Here is a 25,260-nt window from a genome sequence, read left to right as displayed (position 1 = left end):
GCGGTCGCGCTAGGATGGGGGCATGAGCGTGGCCGTCTGTGTGGGATGCGGCGAAACGAAGGAAGGCGCTTTCGAGCCTTGTGATGGCTGCGGACTGGACCCCGCTCGCGGTGGGACGGACCGGATGCTCCAGGCGCGCAGCCTGTTGCTCTCGGAGCGCTTCTTCGGTGAGGAGTCGCTGAAGGAGCTCGGGCGGAAGATTCGCACGGGTGAGCCGGTGAGCTACGACACGGGGCGACTGTCGCAGCTCGTGGAGGAGCTGAAGACGCAGAAGCTGCCCGTCATCTCCCGGTCCACGCCGGGGTGCTCCATCGTGACGTGGAGCGTGCTGGGCATGCTGGTGGTGCTCGCGGCGGGGCTCGCGTACCTGTACGGCAGTTGGAGGCACTGAAGCGGGTTCAGCGCGGGGAGAGCGCGACCGACGCCACGTCGAGGGCCTTGTCGAGCTGCGGGTCCTTCCCTGAGGCGAAGGCCAGTGAGTCGGGGACCTCGACATCCACGGGGACGCCCTGGCCTTCGAGTCGCACGCCATCGACCTCCACGTCTTCCACGGCGAGGTAGAGCAGGTCTCCGGTGGACAGACGCAGCGGAGTCCCCGCGAGGACCGCGCCGGCGGTGCGCTGTCCCACGAGGGTGGCCAGGGCGTGCTGTTTCATGACGAGGGCCACCATCTCCTTGCCGCTGCGGGAGTTGCCATTGACGAGCAGGACGACGGGTTTGCGCCAGGTGGCGGACCAGTCGTTGCGACGGCCCTCGCGACTGATGCCGGTGAAGACGGGGACGGTGCGATTGAAGAGGTTGAGGAAGGTGGGATTGCAGCCGCCCCAGCCATCGCGGAAGTCGATGACGAGTGCATCCGCGGCGGAGAAGTCCCCGGCGAGGGTTTCCTCGAGCAGGTCCTGATGTTCGGGGCCGGCGCACGAGTAGAGCTGCTGGTAGGCCACGCGACGGCCGCCGCGTTCGACGATGCGCGAGCTGGCCTTCTGGGTGTCGAGCCACTCGGCCTTCGGGTTGATGAGTCGAGGGGTGAGGGTGAGGGTGAGCGGGGTGGCGCCGTGGGTGCGCTCGACGGAGAAGCGCGTGGGCTTGCCGACGCGTCGGGTAAGGGCCGTCACGGAGGTGAAGGGTTTGTCCTCGACGGAGACGAGCCGGTCGCCGCGGAGCAGGCCGGCCTTGGCGGCGGGGCCGTTGGCGAAGACGTGGCGGACGAAGAAGCCCTCGGGGGTTTCCATGACATCGGCGCCGATGCTCGGGGCTTCGTACTTCGGGAGCTTGAGGTAGCGCTGGAAGATGGCGGAGAGGCCGGCGTAGCCCTCGCTGTCGCGTGGGTAGAAGGCGGTGTGTGAGGCGTTGAGTTCGGCGAGGGCGGCGCGCGTGAGGCGGGCGAAGTCCTCCGCGCTGGTGGCGGCGGCGCCGTAGCCCTGGTGCTTCGTGGCCCAGGCCTCGCCGCGCTTCGCGTCGAAGAAGCGCTTGCGGACGTGTTCGACGACTTCGTCACCGGGCTTCAGGAACGGGGACGCCGCTTGGGACACGGTGGAAAACAGGACAACGGCCAGAAAGATTCGCGGATAGAGGCGCTTCACCATGGCTTCGAGTTCCTCCTGACACCTTCGCCACCGTGGACAGTACCCAAACTTCTTCATGGTCGAGGAGAGGTGGCCCTGGAGCGCGCGAAAGTCACGGAGGCGAAGTTCGAGGAAGTCTGAGCGGACACGTAGCGCCCAGGTGCCCTGGGGTACTTACTCCTTGAGTCGCCTGTCAGCGCCGTCTGGTACTGCCAGGCTGTGCCCGCCTCGCCGCGGGCCTCTTGCCGGGGCCTACCATGACGCTTCGTTGGGTGGTGTCGCTGCTCCTGTTGATGGCCGTCACCGGCTGCGCGACGAGTCGAGTCGTGCGACTTGAGACCGGAGAGGACTCCTTCCTCGTCACCCCTCACGAGGAGCCTGACGCGGAAGTGAGTGCGGCTGAACTCGAAGACGACGAATTCGAGGAGGCCCTCGTGGAGTTCGCTCGGGACGTTCCTCCCTCTCGCAATCCCATGCAGGTCGCACGGGAGCGCTTCGGCGTTCCGTCCCGCAGTGGTGTGTACGGGTATGAGCGTGGGTCCTCACGACTCATCCCCCAGCGTGGAGGGGATGTGGACGGTCCCCGGCTGCTGGAGGACTACGCGGACGAGGCGCTGACGCGCGCCTACGGCCAGTGGTGCAAGCGGAAGGACCGACCCGGGGACTGCTTGCGCCTGCTGGATGAGGGCCCCCTGCTGGCCAGCGATGGCAAGTACACCTGGGCCCTGGCCATCGCCATGGACTCGGTGTGGGAGGAGACCTCCGAAGCACTGGAGGGTATGACGGACCCCCAGGCAGTCGTGGCTGGCATCGCCGCCTCCGCGACGATGTACCTGCTCTTGTGGTCGCTGCCCGAGCCGGTGAGTAAAGGCGTGGCGGCCACCTTGACGGCCTGCCTCATCGCCTACCTGGGCGTGGACACGGTGTGGAGCATGCTGGACGGGTGGCTGACGCTGGTGCGCCAGGTGGACAGGGCGACGAGCTTCGAGCAACTCCACGCAGCGGGTGAGGCGTACGGCGAGGTGCTCGGAAAGAACGCGGCGCGCGTCTTCGTCATGCTGGCCACGGTGGCCATCGGGAACACGGCGGGGCTGGCGGCGAAGTCAGCGGGGTTGCCGGGCTCCGCCCAGGCGGCCATGGCCGTGGAGTCTCAAGCGGGCTTCCAGTACGCGGCAGTGGGCAGCGTGAGTTCGGTCGCCTTGACGGCGGAGGGGTTCACGATTGCGCTTGCCCCGAACGCCGTGGCCATGGCGAGCCGGAGAAGCCGTAGCGAGCGTCATCACATCGCCACGAACAAGAACGATGTCTCCGCCGCGCGCGGCGGGCCATGGACGCCAATATTCAGGAAGCTGTTCGCAAGAGCCGGGATGAAGTTGAAGGACTCCGAGAATATTGTCGAAGTCGCGGGCCACAAGGGGCCGCATTCCCAGGGGTATCACGAGTACGTCCATGAGCGACTGAGGCAGGCCTTGGGAGAGTGCCGAAAGGTGGAAGTTTGCAGGGAGTCCCTCACCCTGGAGCTGCGCAAGCTTGCCAAGGAAGTGCTGACGAAAGGAACAGAGATCCACACGCTTTTGACTCAGGGCCTGTGAGGTCGCTAGGAAGTCCACCATGCCGAATCAGTCTCGATACTTCAGGCTCAACCAAGACGTGCAGGCTGGGAACTGGTCCCTAGGAGACCCGCTGGATGAGACGGGCAACGAGGTCGAGGACATCTGGCAGTTCGCCAAGGGGCGGCCCATCCAGCTTGCGAGTCGCCTGACGTTTCCCATTGAAGAGCCTGGAAGGTGGTTGGACTACTGTACGGCCGGCGTTGCCATGGCTCCGATTGTTCACGTCAGGGTGGCCAACCTCTTCGCGGAGCTGGCGCCCGATGATGTGCAATTGATACCCGTCGATGTCGAAGGTCGCCCGGAACAGCATGTCATGCTCATCGCCACGAAACTTATCCGGTGCATCGATGACAAGGCCTCGAGAGAGATTCTGATTTGGCAGCCCGAGGATGAGCGCCCGGACAAGCTCGGTCAGTACCGCAGCGTGGCGGGGATGCGGATCGACCGCACGAAGCTGGGCGGCGCGAAGGTCTTTCGCACCTGGGGGTGGGAGATCGCCCTGGTCATCACCGAGGACCTCAAGGTGGCCCTGGAGCGCGCGAAAGTCACAGGGGCGAAGTTCGTGGAAGTCTGAGCGGCCACGTAGCTCCAGGCATCTCTTCAAACTACTTCATGGACAGGCAGCGAGCGGGGCGTGACCTCTCGAGGGGTGCGCGCTGGCGGCTGGAGATGTTGCCCCGAGCGGAGTGCAGACTCCCTGGTTAATGAAGAGGTTCCGTGTTGGATGCCCCCCTCGTCCCGTTGCGTCTCGCGCTCGTCGCGGAAGACCCGCTGGCTCGGGGTGCGCTCTCACGGGTGCTCGGCGACCAGGGGAGCGAGCTGCTGACGGTGGCGTCCGGCACTCAGGTCGAGCTGGAGTCCATGCGGGGTGACGCCTTTGACGTGGTGCTCTGGGACACGGGCCTGCGCATATCGTCGGAGGCGGAAGCACGCGTGGAGGCCCCGGACCTGGGAGCGCCCGTGCTCGCGCTGGTGGCGGACGAGGCAGCGGGCGAGCTGGCTCTGACGGCGGGTGCAAAGGGGCTGTTGTTCCGGGACGTGGCGCCCATGCCGCTCACGGCGGCGCTGCTCGCGGTGGCACGAGGGCTCGTGGTGTTCGACCCAGGACTCTCCGAGCTGAGGACGTCCACGAGAACGGCCGCCCCAGGGAGCAGCGCCCTCGGCCCCGATGCGCTCACGCCGCGTGAGCGGGAGGTGCTCGCCTTGCTGGCGGAGGGCCTGTCGAACAAGGCCATCGCGGACCGGCTCTCCATCAGCGAGCACACGGCCAAGTTCCATGTGAACGCGGTGCTCGGAAAGCTGGGCGTCCAGCGCCGCACCGAAGCTGTCGTCCGCGCCGCGCGGATGGGCCTCGTCACGCTGTGAGTGCACCCCACCTCACGTCCCGGATGCTAGGCTGTGCGTCGCATGGCCAATCAGGATTGGGTGTCGCGCCTGCTCTCCGGGCGCGCGTCGGTGGACAAGGGGCTCAACGTCCACCTCTCCGAGCGTGACGGCGGCAGCCTCCACGACAAGATGCGGCAGGCGTACTGGTGGATCACCAACAACGCCGTCATCTGCCCCTACTACGACATCGAGTTCGGCCACGCCGCCTCGCTCAAGAGCGCCACCGGCGACGAACTCCATCTCCCCGAGGACATGAGCTACAGCTCCTTCGTCCTCATCCCCCTGCTCACCCTCTTCACCTGCCGCCGAGCCCTCCTCATCGGCGGCCCCGGCCGCGGAAAAACCACCTCCGCCATCCTCATGGCCCTGCTGTCCGGCATGTCCCGCGAGGACATCCACCGCTCCATCCAGCGCGGCCACCCCCAGCTCTCCATCGCCGACCTGCTCGGCGCGCCCCTCCCCTCCGACATGCTCAAGGCGGAGGACCTCTCCGCCGTCAAGGTCAGCTGGCGCAAGTGGATCACCCAGCGCGTCAAAATCATCGACGAGTACAACCGCATCCCCACCAAGACGCAGTCCGCCCTCCTCTCCCTCCTCGCCGAGGGCTACGCGGAGATGATGGACCAGTACGTCTACACCGGCCGCTCGTCCTGGTTCCTCACCGCCAATGACGACCAGGGCGGCGGCACCTTCCAGGTCATCGACGCCCTCAAGGACCGCATCGACGTCGTCGTCCGCGCCGTCCCCTTCAACTCGAACTTCATCGACACCCTCCTCCAGCGCATCGAAGCCGACAAATCCCCCGAGGAGATGCTCCCCAAGGACATCGTCTTCACCCCCGGCGAGCTGGAGCGCGCCTACGCCTCCATCCTCGAAGTGGAAGTGCCGCGAAACGTCCTCGAACGCATCGCCTTCTTCCTGGGCCAGCTCGACTTCTGCCGCATGGCCTCGCCCCGCTTCGAGTTCAAACACAAGGACACCCTCAAGCTCGCGGGGCAGACGGTCGCCGCCGTGTGCAACGAGCAGTGCCCGCTCGACAAGAAGGTGCACCTCTGCACGCAGACGGAGAACGGCGTCAGCGTGCGCGCCTACCAGACCATCCTCCACTACGCGAAGGCGCTCGCCTTCTTCCGAGGCCACGGCACCGTGGAGCTGGAGGACTTCCGTCAAATCGCCCCGTGGGTGCTGCACGAGAAGCTCGTCCCCAACACCCGCAGCGCCTTCTTCGAGGTGCGCGGCAACAAGATGCTCCTCCAGGACCGCGTCACCTGGATTCGGAACATGTTCGACATGGCCATGGGCCACTACGACAAGCATGAGCCCATCCGCCGCAAGGTCGGCGTGCTGCGCACCGAGCTGGACAAGGGCCTGTCCGGCATCGACCTGCGCACCACCGAGAAGCGCCTCACCACCGTCACCGCGCTGATGAACGAGCTGCTCACCAAACAGGAGCTGTCCGGCCCCGTCTACGAGGACCTCATCCACCTCAAGTCCATGTACAGCCGCTACCGGAACTACGCGACGTGGCTGAAGGAAAACCCGGGCGGCCAGCCATGAGCGGCTTCGCGGACGAGCTGGAGGCCAGCGCCCGTGGCCGCTACGTGCGGTGGGACTCCGAGCTGTGGCGCGCCCTGCTCGAAGGACCCGCGCGGAAGCTCGGAGAGTCCCTGTCCCAGACAGGCGCCTCCCCCGCCGACGCAGAGGACCTGCTGCGCGCATATCTGCGCCTGGGCGCCGAGGCCATCGGACTGGGCTACCTGTACCCGGCGACCGCGGGCCGACAGAACCTCTTCACCCTCGCGTGGACGGACCTGGTCCCCCGCCTGCTCTCGGGTGTCCCCGAGGCCCAACGCGCCGGCGTGCTCGCGCAGCTGTGGAACGTGGGCGAAAACCTGGAGTCCGCTCCACCGTGGGTGCAGCGCATCTTCTATCGCGTGAGCCAGCGGCTCGGCTCGCTCACGGGCATCGAGGAGCGCCTGCGAGAAACCGCCGCGCTCGCCATGGAGCCTCCCGCGATGAAGCTCGGCGACAAGGCCCAGCCCTTCCTCGTGGACCTGTCCCGAGAGGACAGCCGCTTCCTGCCCGGCCCCCTGCACTTCCTGGCGCCCACGGTGCTGTGCGTGCACGACCGCCACCGCCACGCCATCGCCGGACGTGAGGCCGCGACACAGGGCCTGCTCCTGTCGGACACGCCCATTCCCCTCGGCGCCATGGGTTGTCGCGAGACCCCCGAGGTGACGCTCCAGCAGAGCCCGCACCTGTCCACCGTCGCGTGGAGGGACCCGCGCGTGGACTCCTGGTTCGCCACCGTGACGAATGACTGGCGCGCCGCCGGCACGCTGGACACCTCGCAGCACGTCGTGGTGCTCGTGCCCGTATGAGCACGTCGCGCTTCACGCCAGAGCACATCGCGGGATGCTGGCGGGACGCGCTGGCGCTGTGGGACGTGCAGGTGCGGCTCAGCCCTCCGGAGCCTCACGTCCCCTTCCGGCCGGACGCGGACCACGCGAACGAGCCGCTCGCGTACATCGACCTCACGAAGCGTCAGGTCTTCGTCCACTTCGAGCTGCTGGAGTCCATGGGCGCGGCGGACAGCTTGATGGCGGTGCTCGCGCACGAAATCGGCCACCACGCGCGCTTCCCGCACACGCTGGGCTGGGACGCGGAGCTGCGCGTCATGGAGCAGCGGCTGCTCCCCGGCCTGAAGCAGTCCCTCACCAACCTCTTCTACGACCTCCAGGTGAACGAGTTCGTGGGCCGCACGCACCCGGAGGACCTGTGCCGGGTGTATCGCGGGTTCCAGCGCACGCAGGGCGGCGGCGAAGTCTCGCCGATGTTCTTCTTCTACCTCGCCATCTACGAGGAGCTGTGGGGACGCGAGCCTGGAGACCTGGTGCCTCGCGCGGCGATGGCGCCGATGGAAGAGCGGTTCCCTGGCCTGCGCGCGGAGGCTCGGATGTTCGCGCAGACCTTCTATGCGCTGCCGCACCCGCGCCTCCAGTTCCTCTACTTCTGCGCCACCTTCATCCGCTACCTCGGCAAGCTCGACGAGACGACGTACACCCTGCCCCTGGGTGACGACGTGTCGCTGCCGGACGTGGATGACTGGGACTCCGCGCTCCAGAGTGGTGGCAGGTGGGAAGACGCGCTGGAGGAGGCTCGTGCGAAGGGCTGGCTCGACGAGGCCCACGACACGAAGGCGCCGGACGCGCTGGACCACATCAACCGCGTCACCCAACACCTGCCCGGAACGGGCAGAGGAAAGCTGCGCCGCGCGCTGGTGGCCCGGCACTACCGGCGGCTCGTCGACCAGCACTTGCTGAAGCTCCCGTCCGCGCCCTCGAAGCCGGAGCCGTACCTGCGCACCACGCCCGAGGCGTGGGAGTACGGGGATGACCCCTCCGCCATCGACTGGACCTTGACGGTGCTCACCCAGGGACACCTCGCCGCGGTGTCGCCGCTGCGTCGCGAGCTGGAGGCCGACGTGCCTCCCGCGTCCGAGCTCGGTGTGCCTTCCGTGGAGCTGTACCTGGACACCAGCGGCTCCATGCCGAACCCGGATGCGCAGCTCAACACGATGACGCTGGCCGCGCAGGTGCTGTCCGCCTCCGCGCTGCGCAAGCAGGCGAAGGTGCGCGGCATCATCTACTCGCACACCGACCCCAAGCTCTCCCCGTGGATGTACGACGAGGAGACGGCGCGCGAGTTCCTGCTGCACTACATCGGCGGGGGGACGATGTTCCCCTTCGACGTGCTGGGCACGCTGTCCAAGGAGCGGCCGGACGCGCTGCGCGTCATCATCTCCGACAGCGACTTCCTGTCGAACGTGGCGACGGACGAGCATATGAAGATGCTGGTGGAGGCGACGCGGCGCTCTCGCCTGCTCGTCGCGCTCCTCGCGCTGCCGGACGAGCACCGAGCGCGGCAGGCGCTGGCGCCCGCGCTGAAGGAGCGCAACTTCCGCCTGGTGGTGGTGAAATGGCTGTCGGACTTCGGCCCCGCCGCCGCGGCCTTGTCCCAGGCTTTGCTGGAGAAGTGATGGCCTTCGACGTCAAGAACATCCAGAAGCAGCTCACCGACGTGCCTCTCGTTTCGCCGTATCCGCACGAGCTCGCGGTGGCCATCATCTGCGACACCTTCCGCCTCGCGGGAGTGCGTCCTCCGTCGCGCGCGGACTGGGAGGACATGGAGCGCAGAGCGAAGACTCCAGCGCTCTGGCGGGAGCAGGTGGTGATGCTCGCGTACGTACTGACGTCGTCCTCGTTGGGTGCGGACACGGCGGCGATGCTGAGGAAGAACGCGGACGCCGCCACCGTGATGCGGGGGTTCTTCGTGTGGGTGGAGCCCCTGACGGCGGAGATGGTGCGCTCCAACGCCTTCCGTCAGGAGGAGTTCCTGCGCAAGTGGGTGCACGCGGTGGACGGGCAGGTGAAGGACGAGTCATCCCGTGACACCTCCGCGCGGCTGAAGCAGCTCGACTACCGCGCCGCGCTGCAGGAGATGGAGCGGGCGGAGCAGGCCCGCCGCCAGGAAGCGGACAAGCGCGCCAAGGACCTCGCGGATGCGGCCCAGCGCGCCGCCGACGCTCGAGGATGGCGCGAGTGACGTTGGGGCTCCCCTCGGATGCACGCGTGGCTCCCCGCGCGAACATCCGCCGGGACACCGCCACCCAGCGTCCCCATGTCCCGTGGGCGGAGTCCATCGCCCGGGACCTGTCGCGCTTCGCCGTCCTCCCCGACGAGGCAGCGGCCCGCGCGGAGCTGGAGTCGCGACTGGAAGGGCTGCGCGCTGGCCTGCTGGCTTCTCCCTATTACACGCGGCGACTGCGGGACGCGGGGCTTCACCCTGGAGACCTCCGAACGCTCGCGGACCTGAGGCACTTCCCCACGCTGGAACGAGGCACGCTGGCGCGACACTGGGACCAGGTGCCCACACCGCTGTCCCATGAGGACGAGAGCGTGGTGGTGCGAAGCTCCGGCTCCACGGGCGAGCCGGTGAAGGTGGTGAGAGACAGGCGCGACTGCCTGCACATGTGGGCGGTGCTGCGGTTCTGGCTGGAGCGCGCGCGGGCCGTGCTGCCGCCGCGTCCCCGTGTGGTGCTGCTGGATGCCCTGCCGGGTGGACTCGAGTACTCGGTGCGGCTGCCCATCCTCCAGGACGGCGCGCTGCACCGCATCTCCGTGCTGCGAGACAATGCACGCGAGCGGCTGAGCCGCGTACGTCCCGCCGTCATCTTCTCAGACCCGGAGGGACTGCGGTGGCTCTCCGAGCAGCGCGACCTCCCGGCCCCCGCGCTGCTGCTCACCTCCGCGCAGTACCTGCCCCAGGACACCCGGGACGCCCTGGCGCGCTCGGTGCCCGCGCCGCTGCTGAACTACTACGCAACGACGGAGACGGGACCGCTTGCCTGGGAGTGCCTGGGAGGGCCGGGGCGCTTCCATGTCCTCGCGCCCGACGTGTGGCTGGAGCCAGGACTCAACGAGGTGGTGGTGACGCGGCTGCGTCCCAGCGTGCTGCCGCTCCTGCGCTATCTGCCGGGAGATTCGGGCACGGTGGACAGGGACGCGTGCGCGTGCGGCTTCCACGGCTGGACACTGGAGCGCTTCGGCGGTCGCGGCGCGTGCCACTTCACGACTCCCACGGGCCGAACAGTGGATGCGTGGACGCTCGCCTGGGTGTTCAAGCACCACGCCCTGCGCGCCTTCCGGCTGACGCAGCTGACACCCTCTTCCTTCGAGCTGGAGCTGGCCGGCGCGGACGCCTCCGAGGTAACGCCACTGTGTGAGCGACTCGTCGCCGCCCTGCGCAACCTCGGGTGGAGCGGGTCACCGCGGCTGGACGTGCGGCACGTGAGCGCGGAGGACCTGGCCACCGGCACCAAGCCCCTGCCATTCCGAAGCCGCGCCCGCGTTCCGTAGGGCCTGCTCCACTCGCGCCGCGCGGGGCCCTGCCCCCAATGACAGACATCGCGCGACGACCTGAATCGCGGGGCATCTCGCCGGGGCAGACCCGCACGCGTCGTCTCGCACGACTCAGTCATCGCGTAACAGCCACCTCGGCGTGTCGGCACGAGGCCGCTTGGAATTGCGACAACCTGGCCGTCACCACATTCTCCAGGCATGCCCTCCTCGCTCGTTCGTCCCCTCGCCCGTCTCCTCCTCCCGAGCCTGCTGGGTCTGCTGGGCCTGCTCTCCGCGTGCACCAGGGTGTGTTCCCTGTCCGAGCCTGAACCCGTGCGCCACGGCCCGGACATCGATGCCACCGCCGTGCGCCTCATGACCGAGGCGAAGCTGCCCGGGCTCGCGCTGGCCATCATCGAGGAAGGCCAGGTCGTCGCCGTGAAGGCTTACGGACTGCGCGACGTCGAGCAGGCCGCGCCCCTCAAGACCGACACCGTCATGTACGGCGCATCACTGACCAAGCTCGTCTTCGGCTACCTCGTCATGCAGCTCGTCGACGAGGGTGTGCTGGACCTGGACACGCCCATCGAGCGCTACCTCAAGAAGCCCCTGCCCGAGTTCAAGAAGTACGAGGACCTCGCGGCGGACCCGCGCTGGAAGCAGCTCACGCCGCGCATGCTGCTGAGCCACTCGCCCGGCGTCCCCAACTTCCGTTTCCTCAACCCGGACGGGAAGCTCGACTTCAAGTTCGACCCGGGCGCGCGCTACGCCTACTCCGGCGAGGGCATCAACCTGCTCCAGTTCGTCCTCGAGGACGCGGGCCTCGGACTCGACGCCGGCCAGGAGTTCCAGCGGCGCGTCTTCGACCGCTTCGGCATGCGCCGCACCAGCATGGTCTGGCGGGACGACTTCGCCCCCAACGTCACCACCGGCTACGACGAGCACGGCGTGGCCAAGGCCCACCACCAGCGCGGCAGCGTCCGCGCCGCCGGCTCCATGGACACCACCATCGAGGACTACGCGAAGTTCCTCGCCGGCCTCATGCGCGGAGAAGGCCTCTCCTCCAAGGCGCGCGCGGAGCTGCTCTCCCCGCAGCTCGCCATCCCCTGGGCCCACCAGTTCCCCACCCTCACCGAGGAAACGGACCCGCGCAACCAGACCATCTCCCTGTCCGCCGGACTGGGCATGGTGCTCTTCAATGACCGCTCCGGCCCCGCCTTCTTCAAGGGCGGCCACGACGAGCACACCGACAACTTCGCCCTCTGCCTGGAGCGCGGCGCGCGCTGCGTCGTCCTGCTCGCCAACAGCGTGAAGGGCCCCCACGTCTTCCCTCCGCTCATCGAAGCCGTCCTGGGCCCCACGGACATGCCCTGGCGCTGGGACTACAACCCGTATCCGCCGCCCACCGTGAAGTGACGCACCGGGCCGCGCTCACGCCAGCGCGGCCCCTGTCGAGGCGATGTAACCGTGTGCGCGTGTGCGCCGTAATGAAGCCACACCGCCCACTTGGAGGTACACGCCATGACCCCGAAGCTCTCTTCCGCCCGACACTCGCTTCACCTGCGGCAGGTCCCGAAGCAGCCGGCCATGCAGGAGCCCATCACCATCCAGGGCGCCACGGGCAACGGTGGCTCCGCACCTCCGGGGAGCTTCATCGGCAATCCCATGCTGATGCGGGACCGCTTCGACATGGGCCCGAGCAACATGGGCGGCCCGAGCGTGGGCATCGATGGTCACTGCTGCCCCACCCGGAAGTACAACAAGGGCATGTCCCAGGGCCCCGGCCTCCTGTCCCAGTCGGACTCGTTCAGCATGGGGAGGCCTCAGGACCGCGATTCGATGCGCATGCGTGACATGCTCGAAGCTCCAATGATTTGACGCCAACCCTCACACGGCGCCATTCACAAACAACACACCTGAAAGACTTCATCGTCAGCGTCAGGGAACACCGGGTCGGTGGTGCCCCGTCCCTCTCGGGGGAGCTGTCCACTCAACAAGTCGGAGCAAGAAGTCGCGCGTTGAACCGCCGAGCGTGCTCCTTCAATCACTTGCATCCGAGAAGAAGGCAGACGAGCGCCAAGTAGGACCATCATGCGCGGACCCCGCCTCGCGCCGGGAGCGTTTCGATTCCGGACGCTCGCGGTGCTCCCTCGCCGTGAGGAGGCCCCTCGCCTTGCCCACGCCCGTCTCGCATCTGGAAACCACCCGTCCGTCGGGGAGCACGCGCTCCCTGTCGGCTCCGCTCGAGCAGCGCCTCACGCCGGACCCCCGGAAGGCCTGGAGCTGGCTTCAGAAGTCCCGACTGGGCCGCTATGGCGTCGCCCTGCTCTTCTTCCTCTGCGCGCTGCTGCTCCAGATGGAGCTCGCGTCGCTGATGTCCACCAGCCCCTTCCTCTTCTTCTATGGCGCCGTCATGGTGGCCGGCTGGTGGGGAGGATGGGGGCCCGCGCTCCTGGTGACGGCGTTGTCACTGGGGGCCGTGGACCACGAGTTCCTCCCGCCGCGACTGACACTCCAGATGAGGTCCGCGGATGTGCTGTCCCTGGGCATCTTCGCCCTGCTCGCCATCTTCATCACCAAGCTGAACGTGTCGCTCAGCCGGGCCATGGAGGAGCGTGCGGGGCTGCTGGAGAGCGAGCGACAGGCCCGCGCCGCGTCCGAGGCCGCGAGGACTCGCCTGCACACCATCTTCATGCAGGCCCCCGCGCAGATTTTCTTCCTGCGCGGCGCCACGCACGACTTCGACTTCTCCAACGCGCGCAACAGCTCGCTCTTGAAGAGCCGGGACACCCTGGGCATGCCCTTCCAGGAGGGCGTGGTGAAGGTGGCGGAGCAGGACGCACGCGACGTGCTGGACCGCGTCTTCGCCACGGGCGAGCCCTTCGTGGGCAACGCCGTGCCGCTGCGCTTCCTCCAGACGGATGGGATGGAGAAGGAGACCTTTCACAACCTCGTCTACCAGCCCACCCGCGACACCCAGGGACAGGTGGACGGCATCGCGGGCTTCGGCTTCGACGTGACGGACCTGGTGCACGCACGCCAGCGCGCGGAGGCCCTGGCCATCGAACTGCGCCAGGCCGAGTTCCGCACCCGCGTCCTCGCCGAGGTGAGCACGGTGCTCGCGTCCTCGCTCGACTACGAGGCGACGATGCGCAACCTGGCCAAGCTCGTGGTGCCCGCGCTCGCGGACTGGTGCTTCGTGGACCTGGCGCAACCCGATGGCAACTTCCGTCGGCTGGAGGTCGCCCATGCACGCCCCGAGGACGCCGCCACCGCCGCGGAGGTCCTCAACTTCCAGCTCATGCCGGAGGGCAACCCGCGCCACCCGCCCACCGCGGCGCTCCTGCGCGGCGAGGCCATCCTCCTGGAGGAGATGACGCCCGCGCACATCAAGCGCAGCGCCCACAACGAGAACCACGCCCGGGTGATGCTGGCCACCGGCCTGCGCTCCTTCATCGCCGTGCCGCTGGTGGTGCGCGGCCACACGCTGGGAGTCTTCAGCTTCTTCACCTCGTTCTCCAACCGTCGCTACACCCAGGCGGACCTCGCCTTCGGGCTGGAGCTGGCGTACCGCGCCGCGCTCTCCATGGAGAACGCGCGCCTGTACCGCGAGGCCCAGGAGGCCATCCGCCTGCGCGACGAGTTCCTCTCCATCGCGAGCCACGAGCTGAAGACGCCCCTCACCCCGCTGAGCCTCAAGCTCCAGGCGCTCGCGCGCGAGCTGGAGCGCCACCCCGACGCCATCCCCTACTCCGTGGTGAAGGGCTACGTGGACACGGGCGCCCGGCAGGTGAAGAAGCTGGCGGAGCTCGTGGGAGATTTGCTCGACGTGTCGCGCATCGCCGCGGGCAGGCTGGCCCTGGAGCTGGAGGACGTGGACCTGGGCGCGCTCATCCGCGAGGTGGTGGTGCGCTACGAGCCCCATGCAACCCGGGCCGGCTCCACGCTGGAGGTGGAGGGCGGTGAGTCGGGCCTCATCGGTCGATGGGACCGGCTCCGGCTGGAGCAGGTCGTCACCAACCTCATCGACAACGCGGTGAAGTACGGCTCGGGCAAACCCATCCAGCTGAGCCTGGAGCAGGGCCCCACCCGTGCGCGCTTGCGGGTGAGGGACCAGGGCATCGGGATTGCGCCCGAGCACCTGCCGCGCCTCTTCGGCCGCTTCGAGCGCGCCGTGTCGGAACGGCACTATGGCGGCCTGGGCCTGGGCCTCTACATCACCCGGACGCTGGTGGAGGCCATGGGAGGGCGGGTGCGCGTGGAGAGCGAGCAGGGGCGCGGCTCCACCTTCACCGTCGATTTGCCTCGGGAGCGAACGCTTCCAGTTGACGTGTCGGTGGCCCAGCCACAGTAAAGGCTCCGCGCGAAAACGGACGCCATGTCGGCGGCCGGCGAAGGGGCTGTCGACATGGAGACACGGACTCTCGGAAAGCAGGGCCTGAAGGTGTCCGCCTTGGGCCTGGGCTGCATGGGGATGTCGGATTTCTACGCGGGGCGGGATGACGCCGAGTCGGAAGCCACGCTGCTGCACGCGCTGGACAAGGGCATCACCTTCTTCGACACGGCGGACATGTACGGCTCCGGAAGCAACGAGGAGCTGGTGGGCCGGGTGCTCAAGCCCCACCGCGCGAAGGTCGTCCTGGCCACCAAGTTCGGCATCGTCCGGGACCCGAACAACCCGCAGGCGCGCGGCATCAACGGCAGCCCCGAGTACGTGAAGCGCGCGTGCGAGGCCAGCCTGCGCCGGCTGGGCGTGGACGTCATCGACCTGTACTACCTGCACCGGCTGGACGCGTCGACGCCCATCGAGGACACGGTGGGGGCCATGGCGGACCTGGTGCGCGCGGGCAAGGTGCGGCACCTGGGGTTGTCGGAGGTGGACGCGGACACGCTGCGCCGGGCCTCCAAGGTGCACCCCATCGCCGCGCTCCAGAGTGAGTACTCGCTGTGGAGCCGCGAACCGGAGGACGGGGTGCTCCAGGCCTGCCACGAGCTGGGCATCGGCTTCGTGCCGTACAGCCCGCTGGGGCGCGGCTTCCTGACGGGGCAAATCAAGCGCTACGAGGACCTGGCCGCGGACGACTACCGCCGCCACTCGCCGCGCTTCCAGGGAGAGAACTTCACGCGCAACCTGGAGCTGGTGGTGAAGGTGGAGCGGCTGGCGAAGGACAAGGGCTGCACGCCGGCGCAGCTCGCGCTCGCGTGGGTGATGGCGCGCGGCCAGGACGTGGTCCCCATCCCGGGAACCAAGCGGCGCAAGTACCTGGATGAGAACCTGGGCGCGCTCGACGTGAAGCTCACGGAGAAGGACCTGAAGGACATCGACCTCGTGGCGCCTCCGGGCGTCGCGGTGGGAGACCGCTATCCGGCGTCGATGCAGCGCGCGCTGTCGAAGTCCCGCGAGTAGCCTCGGGGGTCAGCCGTGGGCCCGTGGGAGCTGCGCGTGCGGCTGCCACGGGCCACTGGCGCCCAGGCAGTAGCGACAGGTGGCCAGCGGCGTGTCCCGCTCCAGGTGGCCGAGCATCCGCTCCAGCAGCTCCGGAGCGTCGAGGCGCACACCATCCACCTCGGCCAGCGCGGGCATCTCCGGGTGCGAGGGGCCCAGCACCGTGGCCACGTGGGGCGGACGGGTGCAGGTGTAGAAGTGGCCCCGGTGGACCAGGTGGCAGCGGACCTTGAGCCAGCAGCGCGCGTGGACGTCGCGGACCTCCGCGTCGGTGGCCAGGGGCGCATCCGGGGTGAGCTGCTGGAAGGCGTCGATGTGCTTCACCGTGAGGAGGACGTCGTGTCGCGCACAGCGCTCGGTGATGCGGGCCAGGGACTTCTCCGGCAGCGGCGCGGAGGAGTAGACGGACAGGGTCATCCGGTCCAGGCGCTCGTAGACGGCGTCGGGCGCGCTCTGGGCGAGGAAACCGTTGGTGGTGACGGAGAGCTGCTCGGAGATGCCGGACGCGCGGACGGCGTCGAGTACGGCGGGCAGGTCCGGGTGGAGGAAGGGCTCGCCGCCGGTGAGCTTGAAGATGTTGGGCTTGAGCACGCGGGCGAGCCGGGTGAGGTCGGCGCCGAGCACGGCGGGCTCCACGGCCCAGGCGGGCAGGTGGGGCGACATGGGGCAACACTGCACGCAGCGCAGGTTGCAGTGGGTGACGACGTGCGTCTCCAGGGACCAGGTGAGGATTCGGCCGTCGTGCAGCTCGTAACGCACGGAGGGACTATAGCGGGGTTGCCGGGTGCCCCCGGGGCTTGCGACAGTCCCCGCGTGTCCGACGCCCCCGGCGACCCGAGCGGCCCGCTCGCCGCCCTGCCCTCCTACCAGCCGACAGCCGGACCCCGGACGAGCGCTCCCGTGGAGTCGGTGTGGCGCCTGCTCCCGCTCCTGAGCGGTGAAGTCGTGGGCCTGGAGCCGGCCTCCGTCACGGCATTCCTGCGACACAGCCTGCCGTCGACATGGAGCCTCTTTCGAGGCGTGAGCCGCGTGGCGCCGCTCCCGCCGCGAATCCGCCGCCAATCCTCACCGCGCCCCCCGGAAGAAGAAGATGACGAGCCACGAGCACGGGCGCTCCTGGCCGCGTGCTCCGACGCTGTCGGTACCCGGGTGGCCTCGGGCGCGCTGGACGTGAGCCTGAGCGGCGGCGTGGACAGCGCAGTGCTGTGCACGCTGGCGGCGCGGCATGCACCAGGCCGGGTTCGCGCGTGGAGCATGGATGTCCACTTCGCCGACGCGGTCGAGCGACACAACGCGAGGACAGTGGCCCGGCTCGCGGGAGTGGAGCAGGTCGACGTTCCGATTCCGGATGCCCTCCTGCCGGACCTGTTCGAGCCCGCCGTCATCGCCAACGAGAGCGCCATCCTCAATGCACGGGCGGTGGCGAGCTTCGCGTTCTACGCGGAGGCGAAGCGGCTCGGAGCCTCGGTGATGCTGAGCGGAGCCGGCGCGGATGAGGTGTTGAGGGGCAATCCCCTGGCGCTCGCCTCGGCGCTCGCGCGCATCGAGGAAGACCGACGACTCGCACGGACGGTCCTACGCGCCGCTGTGGACAACTTGGGGAGGAGTCCAGACGAGGCCCGTGGCGAGCCCTGGTCCCAGGAGGACGGCCCGGAGCTCTCCGACGCGGTCCGTGGCGGGCCCTGGTCCCAGGAGGACGGCCCGGAGCTCTCCGACGCGGCCCGTGGCGGGCCCTGGTCTCTCCAAGACACGAAGGCCTCCGAGGAGGTCCTCTACGCGGAATGGGTGCTGCGCGAGCTGGTGCTTCCTCCCGAGCTGAGGGGCGCGCGGGCCCACGGACTCACGGTGCACACGCCGTATCTCGACTCCCGGTTCGCGGACGTGGCGCTCTCGCTGCCCGAGTCCTCGCTCGTCCGCGAGGGAGTCGGCAAGTGGCTCTTCCGCCACGCGGTGCGAGGACTCGTCCCCGACGAGGTCCGGCTCGCGCGCAAGACGCCGCGTTATGGACACACGGCGCTCTCCAGTCCCGTGCGTGCCCGGTGGCTGGAGCTGTACCGCGCCTGGCTGTCGGCCTCGCGACTGGAGCCGATGGAGGTCATCGACCCGACGGCCGTGCTCATGCTCCTGGAGCGCTACACGCGAATGGAGCCCCAGGATCCGGAGGCGGATGGCGTGGATCGCCTGTTGATGCGGCTGTGCTCCCTCGCCATGCTCCACGCGCACGCAGCACACGGCTCCCCATGTCCCGAATCCTGATTGCGACCTCGCCCGAGAAGGGCCACATCAACCCGATGATGGGCGTCGCGCAGTGGCTGCGCCGCCTGGGCCACACCGTGGGCTGGCTCTGCATCCCCGAGCCCGCGCCGCAGCTCGCGAAGCTCGGTGTGGAGGTGCTGCACCTGCCTCACTCGACGAGGGATGCTCCCACCATTGAAACGGGCGGCGAGGCGCTGGCCCGACTGGTGCGTGACGAGGTGGCACTGGGGAAGTGGATTCGCGGCCTGTTGCTGGATGCGGTGCCCGCGCTCATCGAGCCCGTGCGCGAGGTGGTGCGTCGCTTCCGTCCGGACGTCATGGCGCTGGATGGGATGCAGTATGCGGCGGTGCTGGCCGCGCATCAGGAGCGGATACCGTGGGCCGGAGTGTCCTCCGCGCTCTCGCTGCTGGAGCCCATGGAGGACTACGGGCTGCGCCGCAACGTGCGCGCCCTGGCGAAGGAGCGCACGGAGCTGTTCGCACGACATGGCTTCGTGGCGAGCTTCCGCAACTGCGAGGCCCTCTCGCCCCACCTCAACATCCTCTTCGCCACGGAGGCGTTCCTCGGACCGGAGGTGGACCTTCCTCCCGCCGGGCGGCTGGTGGGCCCGTCGATTCCGCCCGAGCCTCGGGGAGACGAGGTGGATTTCCCGTGGGAGCGATTGGGTTCGAAGCCCGTGGTGTACGTGTCCTTCGGCAGTCAGATTTCATGGCAGCCCACGCTGTTCCGCACCATCGCGGAGGCCGCCGCGCCGCTGGGCGTCACGGTGGTGTTGAGCGCGGGTGAGCTGGCGGACACGGACTTCTCGCGCGCGTTGCCAGGGGACGTGGTGGCGGTGCCCTATACGCCGCAGCGGCAGCTCCTGCCGAGGACGTCTGTCTTTGTCTCGCATGGCGGCGCCAACTCCGTGATGGAGGCGCTGACAGTGGGCGTGCCGCTGCTGCTGTTGCCTGTTTGCAATGACCAGCCCATCCAGGCGCACTTCCTCCGGGCCTCGGGGGCGGGACTCACGCGGGAGCTGGACACGTTGACGGTGGAGGACTGTCGCGCCGCGCTTCGCCAGCTCCTGGAGCCGGGAACGCCGTTGCGCGCGAAGGTGGCGGCCATCTCGGAGTCGTATCAATCCCGAGACGGCGCGAAGGATGCAGCGGAGCGAATCGCCGGGCTCGTCGCGTGAGTTCCGCGCCGCGAAGGTGGACGGCCCGTCGTTACCACGCGGAGAGAGTGACACCGCTGGAGGTGTGGAACCTCCCGGTGTTCGGACGCGAGTTGTGGGAGCTGATTGGCGCGCCGCGAGTGGAGACGGACCGACGCGCGGGGGTGCCCGAGGACCAGCTCGCGGAGCAACTGTTTCCAGCGCTCACGAGCGCCCTCGAACAATTGGTGCATCGGCATGCCGTGGACGCGGTGTGGTTGAGCGGAGGACTGGCCTGCCTGGAGGGCTTCGAGGTGGGGGTGGCGAAGGCCACTGCCGCGCTCGGGTGTCCTGTCTATGTCTCGGAGTCGCCGCGCTTCGCGCCCGCGTACGCGGGCTTCGCGCTTGTGGCGGCGCGAACGCCGCTGGTGCTCGACGTGGGCCAGACGAGCATCAAGTGCGCGCGCCCTGGAGTCCAACGTGTCTTCGAGCGGGACCTCCACACGCTGCCCCGCCTCTTCATCGGGATGCCTCGCCCCACGGATGGGCACCACATCGTCGCGGCGGTGCACTTCATCGCCAACGCGCTGCGGGCCTGTACACGAAACCTCGGTCACCTGGCCGTGGAAGGCGTGTGTCTCGCGCTTCCCTGTCCCCTGGATGAGGCTCTCGTTCCCGGAGGCTGCACCTATGGTTGGGAAGGGCATGCATCGCTGGTGACCGACATCCTGGAGGAAGCAGCCCTGCCGGGCGGCGGAGAGGTGCTCGTGCTCAACGACGCGGAGCTCGCGGCCGAGGCAGCGCGAGTGGAGCTCAGACGGCACAGGCATCTTCGCATCCTCTGTCTGACGCTGGGCTTCGGCCCTGGAGGGGCTCTGCTCACGCACTCCACATGACCCAAAGGGTAGGGAGCGCGTCCGGTGACCAAGACATGCTAGCTTTCGCGTCCAATGCGAATCCCTCACGCACTCTGGCTTTCGCTGTTCGCCGTGTCCTGGCTGGGTTGCTCCACTGTCAGCAAGCCGCCCAGTCAACAGGCCTGGGCAGGGGCGGAGCAGGAATGCGACGACCCTGGGGAAGACCAGTGCGTCACCCTCTTCTGCGTGGAAGACCTCTGCGGTTTCTACCCCTGCGAGGACACACCGGCAGAGGTCGAGCTGGCGCGCTTCCCTCCTTCGCGTCCTCCTGCGGCAGCAGCAGCGCCGGGCAGCGGCCCTCGGAGGAATTGGGGTGGCGCGCAGAAATTGCCGCCGGGCTCCGTCATGACGTTCCCCAACTGGAACGGCGCTCCGACTGCAGTCATCCCTCCGTCCCGGCAACTCACGCCGGGGCGATGGGAAAAGCACCACATCTTCCCCCAGTCAAAGGATTTGGCGGAGTGGTTCGCGCGCCAGGAAGTGAAAATCCACGACTACACCATGCCCATTCCGCTTTCCGTTCATCGAAGGATTCATGACGGTTCCCCGCGTGGAGGGGCATGGAACGATGCGTGGCGGGACTACATGATGGCCAAGCCGTTCGCCTCTCCGGCAGAGATTTTCAGGCATGCAGGAGAGCTGATTCATCGCTTCGAGCTCATGGGCGGCCCGATCCAGCCCTACTATTCCCGGCCAGGAGCGTAGGCACGAATGAGTCGTTTCTATTGGGTCAACGAGGACAGGGCCGCCAGAACGAAGCACGGTGGCTACCTCGACGCGGCACACACGTGGGGCCTTCCCGGCATACGGTGTCACGCATGCGGAGCCACCTGGAGTGCCGTGGCACACGACTTTCCCTCGATTGACCTCTCGCTGCTTCCGGAGAGCCCTGAGTTCCTCAAGCCGAGAGCCGAACCCTTCCCCGAGTTCGTGCGCCTGCGCGAGTTGGTCCAGCCCCTCATGCCGCCCCACGTCGAGCTGCCGCCTGGAACGAGCTTCGGTCCATTGAAGGGAAGCGCCGCTGGGGAGTTCGGGGCCATGGCATGGCTGGGACCCAGACTTCTTCTGCGCCGTGACGCACTGGAGAGTCTGCAAGCAGAAGGAGTGCGCGGCCTGCTGGGCTGTCGCACGGAGCTGCGGTTCCGGAAGAAGAACGCGCCGGAGCTGCTGGAGCTCCAGATTGAGCCGCGAGGGCGCTTTCATCCGGACTGCATTCCCTCGGATGTTCCCCCGCCGTGCACGACCTGTGGCCGACACGGCTTCGGGCGCCCCGACGAACCCATCCTCGACGCCGCTTCGCTCCCTCAGGAACTCGACCTCTTCCGCGTGGGGAACTTCGCCACGATGATCATCGGCACCGAGCAGTTCATGGACGCCGTGCATCGACTCGGGCTCGTCGGCATGACCTTCCGCGAGCTGCCGACACGCTGACCCATTCCAGTCCGAACCGCGGCAACGTGGGGCAGTGGCTGAACACGCCGGGCTCCCCAAGAGCGGCGTGTGCGCTGCGGAGCCGGACGGGCGGCGCGCGTGAAATTGCGCAAGAAAAGGCCCTCGGGTGTCTCCTCGCCATGAACGGGGAAGGGAAGCATCCGGATGCGCCCTGAGCTGCTGGGCGGAGGACTGTGTCTGCTGGGGGCGCTCCTGGCCTGCGGGCCTGGCGTCGATGAACGGGACTCGCCCGACGGAACCTATGAGGAGGAGGGGGTGCTTCGGAAACCCCTGCGAGTCGACGTGGAGGTCCTGGACCCCGAGAGCGCGGATCTCCACTTCCGGGTCTGGGGCATCGACTTCACCCCCTCCATGAATGTGCATGTCATCGGGGTGGGACTGACGACCGAGTTCGTGAGCAAGACGCAGCTTCGCGCCCGATTGAACCCCCTCCTGGTGAAGGACATGCCGGAGTTCCCGGTCGAGGTCCGCGTGGAGCCGGGCGACGTGGTCTACATGTCGGGCGCCAGGTCCCCCTCCATCACCGTGTCCATGCCAGTCCCGGAGCTGCACTCGCTCACGCCCGATGTGCTCGAGGCCAACCCCACGGCCCCCGTTCACATCGCCGTGCTCGGAAAGAACCTGGTCCATGGCACCCAGGCGGTCTTCCGGGGCATCTGGTATCCCGTCACCTTGTCGAGCACGCGCCTGGGCGAGCTGTGGTTACCTCCCGAGGCCCTGACCCCCACGTCGGGCAAGCAGTCGCTGTACCTGGAAGTCCCCCGCCCTCGCCTCCTCGACACGCCCGCCCTGTCGTTGACCGTGACGACTTCGCCCCCTGTGGCATCCCCCTGACCTCGAGAGGAATCATCCGGATGCGACCAGACGTGACACGAGGGTGGTTGTGTCTGCTGTGGGTCCTCTGCTGTGCCTGCGGGCCAGGCCTCCAGAGCCACCCGGCACCTGTCGAGGAACCTGACGCGGGCTCCCCTCCCGCGGAGGTGGAGCTGCCCTTCGTCACTCTGGGAGAGGTGGTGGTGTCGGACGTGGAGGGCTCCGAAATGAGCATGCAGGTGCTCGGCGTCGGCTTCGCCCGGTTCAGTGACGTGTTCCTGAACGACCAGCGCCTGACGACCCAGTTCGTGAGCGCCACGGAGCTGCGAGCCGTGGTTCCGTCCTCGTTCGTCACGGGCGCAACGGACCTCTTCTTCGAGGTGCGGGTTGCCCGAGGCGACCCCGAGTACGGGGAAGGCGCCCGGTCCGCTCGCATCCCGTTCACCGTGCCCGCGCCCGAGCTGACCTCCGTGACTCCAGACTCCCTGCCCTCGGAGCCCGAGGACGCCGTTCAAATCACCGTGACGGGGAAGAACCTCGTGCATGGCAGCCAGGCCATCTTCCGCGGCACATCCTATCCATTGACACTGACCAGCTCCCGCGAAGGGAGCTTCCTGCTTCCACCGTCGGCCCTGAAGCCCCTGGCGACACAAGACCCGCTCGTCATCCAGGTCTCGCGCCCGCGCACAGCCACCACGCAGCCCCTGCCCCTGACTGTGACGAGCCCCACCCCGGAAATCACGGGCGTGTGGCCTCCCTCGCTGAACGCCACCGACCTGCACCATGGCAACGCGGGCAGCGCCACCTTCGAGCGCATCATCGTCAGCGGGCGGCAGGTGCGCTCCACCACGGTGGTGAAGTGGGATGGCATTCCGCTGCCCACCGAGACGTATGACGGCAAGAACCGGGTCTGGGCGCAAATCCCTCTCATGGGTCGGGTCCAAGCCGGCACCGTCCAGGTGACGCTGGAGACACCCGGCGTCCATGGAGGAAGAGAGTCCTCCAGCCATGGCCTTCGCGTGAAGTCGGAGCCCGTGCTGCATGACGTGTCCCCGGCCTGGGTCCTCACGGGCTCGGAGGAGGTCAGGTTCAAGCTCAAAGGCGAAGGACTGGGGCTCTACACACAGCCGGTCGTCCACTGGAACGGCCACCCCCTGGAGCACTCCTTCGGTCCGGACTTCCAGGGGGTCTTGACGTTCATCGTCCCCGCCGCCCTGCTGACCCAGGCCGGCACCCTCCCCGTGACGGTGACACGCACCTTCGACGGGGCCGTGTCCGCGCCCCTCTTCGTCCAGGTGTTCGCCCAGGCCCCCGCGCCCATCGCCCACTCACTGCTGCCCTCCGTGCTGTCCGTCGACGATGCGCCGGGGCTCCTCTACGTCGAGGGTGCCGGCTTCACACCCCAGTCCGTCATCCTGCTGGACGGACAGGAGCGCACCACCCGTCTTCACGACCCTTCGAGGGTCTCTATCGAACTCCAGGCCGCGGACCTGTCGACGAAAGGGGTGCGCACCGTCACCGTGAGCACGCCCGCGCCAGGAGGAGGCACCACCCTGCCCCTGCTGCTCGCGGTGCATGCGGAGCGGCCCATGCCCATCATCAACCAGGTCTCGGGCAACAACGGGTATCCCCATGCCCTCGCCGGCGGTGGCGTCCTGCGTCTGCTCGTCGAGGGACAGGGCTTCGGCCCCTCCTCGGTCGTCCGGTGGAATGGACAACCGCTGCCAGCCCAGTGGGCATGCTGGACCTCGGGCGGCTGCACGGCGGGCCCTGGCGACCGGGCCCGCCTGTGGGTGAATGTCCCCGCCGATCTGGTGGCGCAGCCCGGCGTCGGCCGGGTGACGGTGTTCAACCCAGGCCCCGGAGGTGGAGAGAGCCCGGAGCAGTTCTTCGTCCTCATCGCGGCGGGACAGCCCACTGTCTACCTGGTCCCTTCCGTGGTGGATGTGGGCGCGAGCGACGCCAGCGATCGCGAGGTCACCGTCTTGATGAATGTCATGGGGCCGCTCACTCAGGCCTCGGTCCTCTTCATGAATGACATGGTGCGTGCGTTCGACAGCCCATCAGGCCTGCGCTTGAGCGATGAGGAGGTCGCGACCCCGCGGGTCCACAAGCTACAGATCTTCACCGTGGGCTCCGGCTTGAGTGCTCCCGCCTATCTGAGAGTCCAGGGCGCCCTTCCACCGCAGCTTCGCGCGACGACACCGGGGGTCGTCTCTCAAGGAGAGTGGGCCGCCTCGGAGGAACGACGCTTCTTCCTTTGGGGAGAGAACTTCTTCTGGCCCAGCAGCAACTTCCAGCGCGTCTCGGGCACCACCCTGGACTGGGATGACCAGTCACAGCCTTTCGTCAGGCCTCCGTCGCAGGGGCTGGAGGGCACGAAGCTGGAGCACGTGGGAGTCCGCTCGCTGAAGGTGTCTCGCGTCGCGGAAGGCGGTGGCGCGTCGCTGCCCGCGCTGCTCAACGTGGTCTCCGAACGACCCGTGCCGATGTTGACCGCAGTGGAACCCATGAGCGCCCTCAAGGGCGCGCCCGCGTTGACGCTCCGAATCAAGGGGAAGGGCATCCACTCCGCCACGGTGCTGCGCTGGAAGGAGTTCCGTTCGAGCCTCAAGGCCGTGTACGTCTTGGACAACGAGCCGACGCACTACGAGGCGACCCTCCCCGCTGAAGCCCTGGCGACAGCTGGAGGGGTGGACGTCACGCTGGAGACGCCCGAGCCCGGTGGCGGTGTCTCGCTCCCGCTCCACGTCATCGTCGAGGAGTAGCCCGGGGA

Annotated in this window: 22 protein-coding genes; 20 read left to right on the top strand and 2 right to left on the bottom strand. The window is 68.2% G+C overall.

The features are described 5' to 3' along the window. The first annotated feature begins 22 nt into the window (after positions 1 to 22). Positions 23 to 391 (top strand): hypothetical protein, encoded by a 369-nt coding sequence (locus FJV41_RS04475; RefSeq protein WP_141641153.1) that lies wholly within the window; start codon positions 23 to 25, stop codon positions 389 to 391. 7 nt (positions 392 to 398) lie between these two features. On the opposite strand, the gene FJV41_RS04470 is transcribed toward FJV41_RS04475, so the two are convergent. Next, a complete protein-coding gene (locus FJV41_RS04470) occupies positions 399 to 1,586 on the bottom strand; it encodes a S41 family peptidase (protein ID WP_181790382.1) in 1,188 nt (395 codons plus the stop codon). A 236-nt stretch (positions 1,587 to 1,822) separates the two neighbouring features. Between FJV41_RS04470 and FJV41_RS04465 the strand changes: the two genes are divergently transcribed. The 12 genes from FJV41_RS04465 (at position 1,823) to FJV41_RS04410 (ending at position 15,871) form a co-directional block, all read left to right on the top strand. Further along, on the top strand, positions 1,823 to 3,157 hold the full coding sequence (locus FJV41_RS04465; RefSeq protein WP_141641151.1) for an AHH domain-containing protein: 1,335 nt from the start codon (positions 1,823 to 1,825) through the stop codon (positions 3,155 to 3,157). A gap of 19 nt (positions 3,158 to 3,176) precedes the next feature. Beyond that, positions 3,177 to 3,752, top strand: a complete 576-nt coding sequence (locus tag FJV41_RS04460) for an imm11 family protein (protein ID WP_141641150.1) — start codon at positions 3,177 to 3,179, stop codon at positions 3,750 to 3,752. Between the two features lie 143 nt (positions 3,753 to 3,895). Continuing rightward, positions 3,896 to 4,543, top strand: coding sequence for a response regulator transcription factor (locus FJV41_RS04455; RefSeq protein WP_141641149.1), 648 nt, complete (start codon positions 3,896 to 3,898; stop codon positions 4,541 to 4,543). Positions 4,544 to 4,585: 42 nt separating this feature from the next. Further along, positions 4,586 to 6,121, top strand: coding sequence for a MoxR family ATPase (locus tag FJV41_RS04450; RefSeq protein ID WP_141641148.1), 1,536 nt, complete (start codon positions 4,586 to 4,588; stop codon positions 6,119 to 6,121). After that, a complete protein-coding gene (locus tag FJV41_RS04445) occupies positions 6,118 to 6,945 on the top strand; it encodes a hypothetical protein (RefSeq protein WP_181790380.1) in 828 nt (275 codons plus the stop codon). Before FJV41_RS04450 ends, FJV41_RS04445 begins: the two co-directional genes overlap by 4 nt. Continuing rightward, the gene (locus FJV41_RS04440) at positions 6,942 to 8,603 is read left to right on the top strand and encodes a M48 family metalloprotease (protein ID WP_141641146.1); all 1,662 of its coding nucleotides are present in this window, start codon (positions 6,942 to 6,944) and stop codon (positions 8,601 to 8,603) included. The genes FJV41_RS04445 and FJV41_RS04440 overlap by 4 nt, the downstream gene beginning before the upstream one ends. After that, on the top strand, positions 8,603 to 9,169 hold the full coding sequence (locus FJV41_RS04435) for a hypothetical protein (RefSeq protein ID WP_141641145.1): 567 nt from the start codon (positions 8,603 to 8,605) through the stop codon (positions 9,167 to 9,169). The genes FJV41_RS04440 and FJV41_RS04435 overlap by 1 nt, the downstream gene beginning before the upstream one ends. Next, on the top strand, positions 9,157 to 10,482 hold the full coding sequence (locus FJV41_RS04430) for a phenylacetate--CoA ligase family protein (RefSeq protein WP_141641144.1): 1,326 nt from the start codon (positions 9,157 to 9,159) through the stop codon (positions 10,480 to 10,482). The genes FJV41_RS04435 and FJV41_RS04430 overlap by 13 nt, the downstream gene beginning before the upstream one ends. 201 nt (positions 10,483 to 10,683) lie before the next feature. Continuing rightward, positions 10,684 to 11,880 carry a serine hydrolase domain-containing protein gene (locus FJV41_RS04425; RefSeq protein ID WP_141641143.1) on the top strand — a complete coding sequence of 399 codons (1,197 nt, stop codon included), beginning with the start codon at positions 10,684 to 10,686 and terminating at the stop codon, positions 11,878 to 11,880. Between the two features lie 105 nt (positions 11,881 to 11,985). After that, positions 11,986 to 12,342, top strand: a complete 357-nt coding sequence (locus tag FJV41_RS04420) for a hypothetical protein (protein WP_141641142.1) — start codon at positions 11,986 to 11,988, stop codon at positions 12,340 to 12,342. A gap of 295 nt (positions 12,343 to 12,637) precedes the next feature. After that, positions 12,638 to 14,818 carry a sensor histidine kinase gene (locus FJV41_RS04415; protein WP_246136984.1) on the top strand — a complete coding sequence of 727 codons (2,181 nt, stop codon included), beginning with the start codon at positions 12,638 to 12,640 and terminating at the stop codon, positions 14,816 to 14,818. 54 nt (positions 14,819 to 14,872) lie between these two features. Then, a complete protein-coding gene (locus FJV41_RS04410) occupies positions 14,873 to 15,871 on the top strand; it encodes an aldo/keto reductase (protein WP_141641140.1) in 999 nt (332 codons plus the stop codon). Between the two features lie 9 nt (positions 15,872 to 15,880). Here the strand turns inward: FJV41_RS04410 and FJV41_RS04405 are convergent, their stop codons facing one another. Continuing rightward, a complete protein-coding gene (locus FJV41_RS04405; protein WP_141641139.1) occupies positions 15,881 to 16,669 on the bottom strand; it encodes a radical SAM protein in 789 nt (262 codons plus the stop codon). A gap of 54 nt (positions 16,670 to 16,723) precedes the next feature. On the opposite strand from FJV41_RS04405, the gene FJV41_RS04400 reads away from it, so the two are divergent. From FJV41_RS04400 to FJV41_RS04370, 7 genes are all read left to right on the top strand, one after another. Beyond that, the gene (locus tag FJV41_RS04400; RefSeq protein ID WP_246136983.1) at positions 16,724 to 18,166 is read left to right on the top strand and encodes an asparagine synthase-related protein; all 1,443 of its coding nucleotides are present in this window, start codon (positions 16,724 to 16,726) and stop codon (positions 18,164 to 18,166) included. Continuing rightward, positions 18,151 to 19,344, top strand: a complete 1,194-nt coding sequence (locus tag FJV41_RS04395) for a glycosyltransferase (RefSeq protein WP_141641138.1) — start codon at positions 18,151 to 18,153, stop codon at positions 19,342 to 19,344. Before FJV41_RS04400 ends, FJV41_RS04395 begins: the two co-directional genes overlap by 16 nt. 47 nt (positions 19,345 to 19,391) lie before the next feature. Next, a complete protein-coding gene (locus FJV41_RS04390; protein WP_246136982.1) occupies positions 19,392 to 20,198 on the top strand; it encodes an ROK family protein in 807 nt (268 codons plus the stop codon). A gap of 54 nt (positions 20,199 to 20,252) precedes the next feature. Beyond that, positions 20,253 to 20,924: a SitA6 family polymorphic toxin lipoprotein gene (gene sitA6, locus FJV41_RS04385; RefSeq protein WP_141641136.1), complete on the top strand. Its 672-nt coding sequence runs from the start codon at positions 20,253 to 20,255 to the stop codon at positions 20,922 to 20,924. 6 nt (positions 20,925 to 20,930) lie between these two features. Further along, complete coding sequence (sitI6, locus tag FJV41_RS04380; protein ID WP_141641135.1) at positions 20,931 to 21,650, top strand: SitI6 family double-CXXCG motif immunity protein; 720 nt, start codon at positions 20,931 to 20,933, stop codon at positions 21,648 to 21,650. Between the two features lie 165 nt (positions 21,651 to 21,815). Beyond that, on the top strand, positions 21,816 to 22,505 hold the full coding sequence (locus FJV41_RS04375) for a hypothetical protein (RefSeq protein WP_141641134.1): 690 nt from the start codon (positions 21,816 to 21,818) through the stop codon (positions 22,503 to 22,505). A 20-nt stretch (positions 22,506 to 22,525) separates the two neighbouring features. Beyond that, entirely contained in the window at positions 22,526 to 25,252 is a 2,727-nt protein-coding gene (locus FJV41_RS04370; RefSeq protein WP_141641133.1) for a choice-of-anchor Z repeating domain-containing protein, read from the top strand. Positions 25,253 to 25,260 lie beyond the last annotated feature (8 nt).

This window comes from Myxococcus llanfairpwllgwyngyllgogerychwyrndrobwllllantysiliogogogochensis, from assembly GCF_006636215.1.
In the GTDB taxonomy this organism is placed as follows: domain Bacteria; phylum Myxococcota; class Myxococcia; order Myxococcales; family Myxococcaceae; genus Myxococcus; species Myxococcus llanfairpwllgwyngyllgogerychwyrndrobwllllantysiliogogogochensis.
The sequence above is the reverse complement of the archived record's forward strand: the minus strand, read 5'-3'. Positions and strand labels throughout refer to the sequence as shown.